At 66.7% G+C, this 7,607-nt stretch carries 7 protein-coding genes; 2 read left to right on the forward strand and 5 right to left on the reverse strand.

Features of this window, described 5'->3' with window-relative positions:
• Positions 1-1,177, forward strand: a 1,177-nt coding sequence (locus tag ACQ3I4_RS16345) for an IS256 family transposase (protein ID WP_430633832.1), incomplete at its 5' end; no start/stop codon positions are given.
• A 172-nt stretch (positions 1,178-1,349) separates the two neighbouring features.
• Here ACQ3I4_RS16345 and ACQ3I4_RS16350 read toward each other — a convergent pair.
• The 5 genes from ACQ3I4_RS16350 to ACQ3I4_RS16370 all read right to left on the reverse strand — a co-directional run bounded on the left by ACQ3I4_RS16350 (position 1,350) and on the right by ACQ3I4_RS16370 (position 6,034).
• The gene (locus ACQ3I4_RS16350) at positions 1,350-1,550 is read right to left on the reverse strand and encodes a transposase (protein ID WP_430633920.1); all 201 of its coding nucleotides are present in this window, start codon (positions 1,548-1,550) and stop codon (positions 1,350-1,352) included.
• Positions 1,481-2,935: an ISL3 family transposase gene (locus ACQ3I4_RS16355; protein WP_430633916.1), complete on the reverse strand. Its 1,455-nt coding sequence runs from the start codon at positions 2,933-2,935 to the stop codon at positions 1,481-1,483. Before ACQ3I4_RS16355 ends, ACQ3I4_RS16350 begins: the two co-directional genes overlap by 70 nt.
• Before the next feature lie 275 nt (positions 2,936-3,210).
• The gene (merB, locus tag ACQ3I4_RS16360; protein WP_430633917.1) at positions 3,211-3,876 is read right to left on the reverse strand and encodes an organomercurial lyase MerB; all 666 of its coding nucleotides are present in this window, start codon (positions 3,874-3,876) and stop codon (positions 3,211-3,213) included.
• Between the two features lie 35 nt (positions 3,877-3,911).
• Entirely contained in the window at positions 3,912-5,357 is a 1,446-nt protein-coding gene (gene merA / locus ACQ3I4_RS16365; RefSeq protein WP_430633918.1) for a mercury(II) reductase, read from the reverse strand.
• Between the two features lie 128 nt (positions 5,358-5,485).
• Positions 5,486-6,034, reverse strand: coding sequence for a TlpA family protein disulfide reductase (locus tag ACQ3I4_RS16370; protein ID WP_430633919.1), 549 nt, complete (start codon positions 6,032-6,034; stop codon positions 5,486-5,488).
• 302 nt (positions 6,035-6,336) lie between these two features.
• Here ACQ3I4_RS16370 and ACQ3I4_RS16375 point away from each other — a divergent pair, with 302 nt between their 5' ends.
• Entirely contained in the window at positions 6,337-7,599 is a 1,263-nt protein-coding gene (locus ACQ3I4_RS16375; RefSeq protein WP_329864319.1) for an IS256 family transposase, read from the forward strand.
• The last annotated feature ends 8 nt before the right edge of the window (positions 7,600-7,607 follow it).

Genomic DNA, 7,607 nt, shown 5'->3' on the forward strand with positions numbered 1-7,607 from the left:
GGAAGCGAAGGAGAAGGGCGTCAGCCTGGTCGGCCCGGACGGGCTGCTCGCCGGGCTAACGAAGCGGGTGCTGGAGACTGCGCTCGAGGTCGAGATGACCGAGCACCTCGGTTATGACAAGCACCAGCCCAGCACCGGCGAGAATGCCCGTAACGGGACGCGGGCGAAGACCGTGATGACCGAGGTCGGTGCAGTGCAGATCGACGTTCCCCGGGATCGTGAGGGGTCGTTCCAGCCGAGGATCGTGCGCAAGCGGCAGCGTCGGCTGGACGGGATCGACGAGATCGTGCTGTCATTGACCGCGCGCGGGCTCACGACCGGTGAGGTCGCGGCGCACTTCGACGATGTCTACGGAGCCAGCGTCTCGAAGGACACGATCTCGAAGATCACCGACAAGGTGATCGAGGAGATGACCGAGTGGCAGAACCGTCCGTTGGACCGCGTCTACCCGGTGGTGTTCATCGACGCGATCGTCGTGAAGGTGCGGGACGGGCAGGTGCGCAACAAACCGTTCTACGTCGCCGTCGGCGTCACCACGGGCGGGGAACGCGACATCCTCGGGATCTGGGCCGGCGACGGTGGTGAGGGCGCGAAGTTCTGGCTCGGCGTGCTCACCGAGATCAAGAACCGCGGCGTCGAGGACGTCTGCATCGTCGTCTGCGACGGGCTGAAAGGCCTCCCGGACGCGATCAACACGACGTGGGAGCTGACGACGGTGCAGACATGCATCATCCACCTGATCCGCAACACGTTCAAATACGCGTCGCGGAAGTACTGGGACCAGATCGCCCGCGACCTCAAGCCGGTCTATACCGCCGTCAACGAAGCTGTCGCGAGGGCCAGGTTCGAGGAGTTCGCCGAGAAGTGGTGCACCATGTATCCCGCGATCCGGCAGCTCTGGGAGAACGCATGGGCGGAATTCATCCCGTTTCTGGACTACGACGTCGAGATCCGCCGCATCATCTGCTCCACGAACGCGATCGAGTCGCTCAACGCCCGCTACCGGCGCGCCGTCCGTGCCCGCGGGCACTTCCCCAACGACGCTGCCGCGCTGAAATGCCTGTATCTCGTGACCCGGTCGCTTGACCCGACGGGGCAAGGTCGGGCACGGTGGGTCACGAGGTGGAAGCCCGCGCTCAACGCCTTCGCTATCACCTTCGAAGGCCGAATCAACTGACAATGCGCCAGGCCAGATCCACCGTTAATCTGACAGACCCTAAACCTGCCGCTTGCTCAGCTTGCGGCGTCGGGAATGTCAAGGGTCACGATAAAGTGCCCACGGGTGTGACTGTCAACTTCGTTTGGTTCTGGCACGAATTTCGTGAATCGGGGATCGGCCGTGGTGGCGGTCATGAGAGCAGGACTCTCTGCCTGAGGAGCGGGAAGCCTGCCCGGCCATACATCTGGCGTTTGAGCATCTTGATCCGATTGATGTTCCCTTCAACGACGCCGGAGCTGTAGGGCAGGCTCAGTCCGGCGATCACCGCGTCACGGTCCCGGTCGATGCCGTTGGCGAAGGAGCGCAGGCTCGGCAGGGTATCGATGTAGATCTTGCCGAGCCAGTCCCGGAGACGGTCTCGCCGCGCAGCTCGGTGAGCATTGCGGCGAAGTCGTGGACGTGCGCCGTGGTGGACTCCAGCTCCGGGCAGTTGGCCAGCACGGCCTTGAGCTTGGCCCGCACCTCTTCGCCCAGCACGTCGGGATCAGTCATGATCCAGCCGGCCACCTGCCTTACCGTCGGCGGTGCTGGGCCCGGGGCGGGGATGATTCCGGTGGCGCGGAGCTCCCGCAGGTAGGCCGCCACCGTGCCGTAGCTGCCCCGGTATCCCTTCGCGGTGATCTGCCGGTGCAGCTCGGCGGTGCTGGCGGGGCCCTCGCTCAACCGCTGGTGCAGGTAGGGCTTGTAGGCCTCGAGGATCGTCACCCGGTCGGACCGGGCCCCGGCCAACGCGTCCGCGCTGTCGGCTCGTGCATACTTGCGCACCGTGTTGTAGCACAGGCCAAGCTTGCGGGCGGCTGCCTGCATGCTGGCACCCTGCGCCAGGAGCTCGTGCACGCGCCGGTAGCGCGCGTGCGTCCGCTCGGGCAGGACATGGCCAACGGCGTAGGCTGCGGTGTGAGCTGCGGCGAACTCCCCAGGAGGGCCTTGCCAGACATCGGTACTAGGGTGCGGGGCGGGGCCGGGCAGGCACAGCCGGTGTCGGGCGACCTCCTTTTCCACGTGTTCGCCCAAGTTGTGCCACAGGTGCCAGCGATCGGCGACCTGCACCGCTTCCGGCGCTCCGGTGCTGGCGCCCTCCGCGTAGGCCCCGGCCCGGTCGCGGCAGATGACCTGCGCGCCAGGGTGTTCACACAGCCATCGGGCGAAGGTGCCCGACTGCCGGTCCGGCAACAGGTCAATGGGGCGGTGGGAGCCGCAGTCGACCAAGACCGTGCCGTAAACCTCACGTTTACGCAGTGCGAAGTCGTCCACCCCCAGCACCTTTGGAGCACCGACCGGAGTGGGTGCGGGCAACCGCATCACCACGCGAAGCAGGGTCGTCCTGCTCACCGTGGCACCCAGGACGGTGGTTAGCCTAGCCCCTGCCCGCCCCGCCAAGGCCAGGCCGACAGCCTGGAGAACCTTCAACAGGGTCGGGGTACGCCTCCCATAGCGGATGCTCAGGCCCTCGATCTGCTCGCAGAAGGTATGCCGGGGGCAGCCCCGTTCGTCGCAGAACAGGCGCCGCACCGACAACTCGATGAGAACCGGCTGCCCGCCGATGGCAGTATCGGCGATCTGGCGCCGGTAGCGGCTATGCACCCGTCGCGACAGCACCCCGCAGCCCGGGCACGGAAACGCACCGTCCTCGCGGGTCCGGGCCGAGACCCGCACCATCCCATCCGCCCGGCGCGCCTGCCCCACCATCACCCGGTTCAAATGCGGGAACACCACCCGCAGCAATTCCTCACACAGTCACAACGATCCCACCACGGCGAGAACCCGTCACCATTCACGAAATGTGTGCCAGAACCCTTCGTTTGGCGGTTAAATCACGGGTTCGCTTGGCGGGTTTGACGATTTTGGCTGACGTTGATGACAAGTGGCACTTGGCCCGGGCCTGCGAAAAGTGAACCCCGCCGCCGCACGGCTAAGCCGCCCGCCTGCGCTAGTTCCGATTCATGAATCGGACCTAGCGCAGGCGGGCGGGCGCGGACTGTGTCATTTTGTTAGCAAACGCACCCGCGCACGCCCTTCCCCTGGAGGGCTCGCTGCGCGGGCGGGGTTTCGTGGAGCAGGGCCCCGGCCATGGCAGTGCCGAGCCGGAAGGCGTCGGCGATGGGGACGACGGAACCGCCGGGAGCCGCATCGAGCCAGGGCTGTGCCGCTTCGGCCGAGGCGAAGAAGTGGACCTGGTTGCAGAACGCCGATCGTATCGAGCTCATGTCCTCCGGATTGATCAGGGAGAGCACGGCAGTGGCCGGCTGCACGCCGGTCACGCCACCCGCCCCGACGCTGAGCCGTACGGGGACCCCGGTGGCGTGGCAGGCCGATTCGACCCGCGCGCTGGCGCCCAGCAACGCCGGAAAGATCAGGGTGTCCAGGGCGCACCACGTGTACAGCTGTTCCCCGTCGACCTCGAAGCGGTGTTGCGTGGGGCGCAGGGTCAGACCCTGCCCGATGATGTGCCCCTCCCCGTCGTACTCGGTGTCGGGGACGGCGCCCAGCGCGGCGCGGACCTCCGGGACGGTGCGTCCGGTCGCGGCGGCCAGGTCCACGATGTCCACGGGATCGCCCCGTGAGAGCAGGCGCAGCAGCGGGACCCAGAGTGCGGCTTCGAGTCCGGTGTCGGGTGAGGCCAGGCGGTCGGTAAGTTCGGTGAAGTCTTCGGTCATGGCAGGGGGTTCCTTCCGTGGTGGCGGGGCGGGTGTCAGGAGGCGCAGCAGGAGAGCATGGAGATGTCGGTGCTGAAGGACTGGGCGGCGATCTTGAGGCCTTCGGCCATGGTGAGGTACGGGCTCCACATCTTGGCCACCTGTTCCACGGTCATCCCGGCTTCCAGGATGTAGACGCCGGCGGCAGCCAACTCCCCGGCGTCCTTTGCCACGGCGGTGATGCCCAGGATGCGCCCGGTGTCGGCATCGGCGACGATCTTGATGAAGCCCCGGGTGTCACGGTTCACCAGGGCCCGCGGCACGTACTCCAGAGGCAGGACCCGGCACTCGCACCGGATGCCCGCCTCGTTGGCTTCCTTGTCGGTCATGCCGACGGCGGCCAGGGCGGGGCTCGTGAAGGTGACCCGGGGCAGGTGCCCGTAGTCGACCTCGCGGCCAGCGTTGTTGAACGCGTTCTCCACGACCAGGGTGCCGTGGGAGGCTGCGACGTAGACAAATTCCCGGTGCCCGGTCACGTCCCCGGCGGCCCAGATCCGTTCGTTGGTGCTGTTGAGCCGGTTGTTGACCAGGATCTCGCCGGTGTCGCCGGTTTTTACGCCGACGGCGGCCAGGTTCAACCCGTCGGTGACGGCGCGGCGTCCGGTGGCCACCAGCAGCTTCGCGGCCCGGAATTCCTCCTGGCCCCCGGCCACCGTCGCGGTTGCGAGAATCCCGCCGGTGGCCGGGTCCATGCGCACGGAGGACACGGTGGCCCGGCGGATGACGCGGATGCCCTCGTCGGCGAAGACGCCCATCAGGGCACGGGAGGCTTCGGGTTCCTCGTGCGAGGCCAACCGGGAGCGAACCAGCAGGGTCACCTTCGATCCGAGCCGGGCAAAAAGCTGCGCCATCTCCAGGGCCACGTACCCGCCGCCGAAGACGATCAGGGACTCGGGCACCTCGTCCAGTTCCATGGCCGTGGTCGAGGTCAGGTAGTCAACCTCATCCAGTCCCGGTACCGGTGGTGCCCACGGGGCCGAACCGGTGGCCACCAGATACTGGGCGGCGGTCAGGGAGTCGCGGGCGCCGTCGGGCCCGGTGATCTCCAGGACAGGTTCCTCCTGGGTGCCGGCGAACACCGCGGTGCCCTGGCGCAGGTCCCACCCGTAGTCGGCGGCCAGATCCACGTATTTATCCGAGCGCATGCCCTCGACCAGGGAGCGTTTCCCGTCAATGAGTGCCCCCATGTCCACCGGGGCGGCGGAAGTGCCGATCCCGGGGAATCTTCCGGTCCCGTCCAAAGCAACATGCCTGGCCTCCGCGGCGGCCAGCAGGGCCTTGGACGGCACGCAGCCGGTGTTCACGCACGTCCCGCCCACCGTGGAGCGTTCGATCATCACCACCCGCTTGCCCAGGTTGGTGGCCCGGATCGCGGCCGCGAACGCGCCGCCTCCGGAGCCGATGACAGCCAGGTCGAAATCGGGTGTTGTTGCTTCAGGCATGAATCCTCCATCAAGTCTTAGATGAACACCCGGGGGGCATTCTTCTGGTGCGTGTGCCGTCCCAGTATGAACCTTCCCCTGCACGGGAAGGTCAAGAGCCGGTGCGAATAGTTGGGTGCTTTCCGCTGCTAGGGAAGTGCTGCGTCAAGAAATGCCTTCAGGGCATCGGCCTTCATGGGCCGGGAGTCGGCCCGGGCCAGGACTTCACCCTCGGGTGAGACGACGATGGTGCTGTCCAGGGACATGACCCCATACTTTTGGATGAGCTCCCTGGTACGGTCAACAACGTAGGGGTATCCGGGGTTGCCGGCCAGTTCACGGAACTGGTCCACTTCGGTTTTTGTGTTCTCCGGCGTCACATCGACGGCGACGAAGTCTGCCTTGTCGGCATATTCCTGTTCCAGTTCCTTCATCGCCTCCGCCTGCGGAACACAGGTATAGCACCAGCTCGCCATGAAATACAGCACCGTCGGGCGGGTGGAGGGGACGGTGAGCTCCCGGCCGTCCACAGACGTGATCTCTATCCTGCCGTCGTTGCTTCCGCCGGCTGGCCCGGCGGCTGGATTGGTTTCGTTCCCGCGGTTCAGTGCCGCGAGGGCCAGGAGCAGGATGAGCGCCGCGGCGGCCATGAGGGCAGTGATGGTGAAGATGCGCCGTTGGCTTCTCGTCGTTGTCATGGGTTTCCTTGCTGGTTGTCGCGCACTGGCGCCGTGTGGGGAAGGTGGGGAGCCGGGCTGCAGCACGACTCGGTGTTCTCACTGCTCTCAGCCTCCTCCGCGGGCATATTGCTGTCCTGCGCCTTGCTTTTGCTGCGGCGTCGCAGGGACAGGGCAACGGCGGCGAGGACGACGGCCACGGCGGCGGAGGTGATGATCGCCCAGTTGCCCGCGATGAAGAGGGTGTTTCATAGAGTGTGTAAGGGTCCGGTCTCTAACTGGGGTGTGACCTGTGGTTTCACCCCTTTGAAAGGACGGGCCTCATGGCAGATACCAACACCATTCCGAACCCTCTTGAAGGCGTTCTCAGCGCCGATCAGATCGACGCCCTCGTCACCGCCGCGGAGGATCTCGGGCAGGGGCGCCACGGCGTCGAGGAGCTGCTGGCGCGAATGACCCGCGCGGTCCTGGAACGGAGCCTGGAGACCGAGATGAGCGACCACCTCGGCTACGAGTCCGGGGACCCCGCCGGGGCCGGGACGGGAAACTCGCGCAACGGCAAGACCACCAAGAACGTGCAGACCCTGCAGGGGCCGGTGCAGATCACCGTGCCACGGGATCGGAACGGCTCCTTCGCGCCGGTCATTGTGCCCAAGCGGTCCCGCCGGCTGGGCAAGGTCGAGGACATGATCCTCTCGCTCTACGCCCGTGGGATGAGCACCCGCGACATCGGGGCCCACCTCGAGGAGATCTACGGGGCCAAGGTCTCCGCCGCGACGATCTCCCGGGTCACCGACGTCATCGCCGACGAGGTCGCCCAATGGCAGAACCGGCCGCTGGAAGCGGTGTATCCGATCGTCTACATCGACGCGATCTGGCTGAAGATCCGTGACGGCGGGGTCGTGGCGAACAGGGCCTGCCACATCGCCGTGGGCGTGGACGTCGAGGGCCGCAAGCAGGTCCTGGGCCTGTGGCTGGGCGCTTCGGAGGGGGCGAAGTTCTGGGCCAACGTGCTCACCGAGATCCGCAATCGCGGCGCCACGGACATCCTGGTCCTGTGTTGCGACGGGCTGAGCGGCCTGCCGGCGGCGGTGAACAGCATCTACCCGCAGACCGTGGTCCAGACGTGCGTGGTGCACCTGCTGCGCTCGGCGATGCGCTACGCCTCCTACGGGGACCGCAAGGCGATGGCCAAGGACATGCGTCCGATCTACACGGCTCCGACCGTGCAGGCCGCGGAGCTGGCCATGGAGGCCTTCGCCGAGGCCTGGCAGGCCAAGGCCCCCGGGGCGGTGCTGGCGTGGAGGAACGCGTGGGAGGACTTCACCCCGTTCCTGGCGTTCACACCCGAGATACGCAAGGTCATCTACACCACGAACCAGATCGAATCGATCAACTACCAGCTCCGGAAGATCACCAAGACCAGGGGCTCGTTCCCCTCCGACGACGCGGCGCTCAAGCTGGTCTACCTGGGGATCCGGAACATCGAGACCACCCGCGGAGGCGAGCTCGGAACCGGCACCCAGGGATGGCACCAGGCCCTGAACGCCTTCGCCGTCCAATTCCCCAACCGACTCCCGATCTGACCACCCGG

It is taken from the genome of Zafaria sp. Z1313, assembly GCF_050563205.1.
Classification (GTDB): domain Bacteria; phylum Actinomycetota; class Actinomycetes; order Actinomycetales; family Micrococcaceae; genus JAZDCJ01.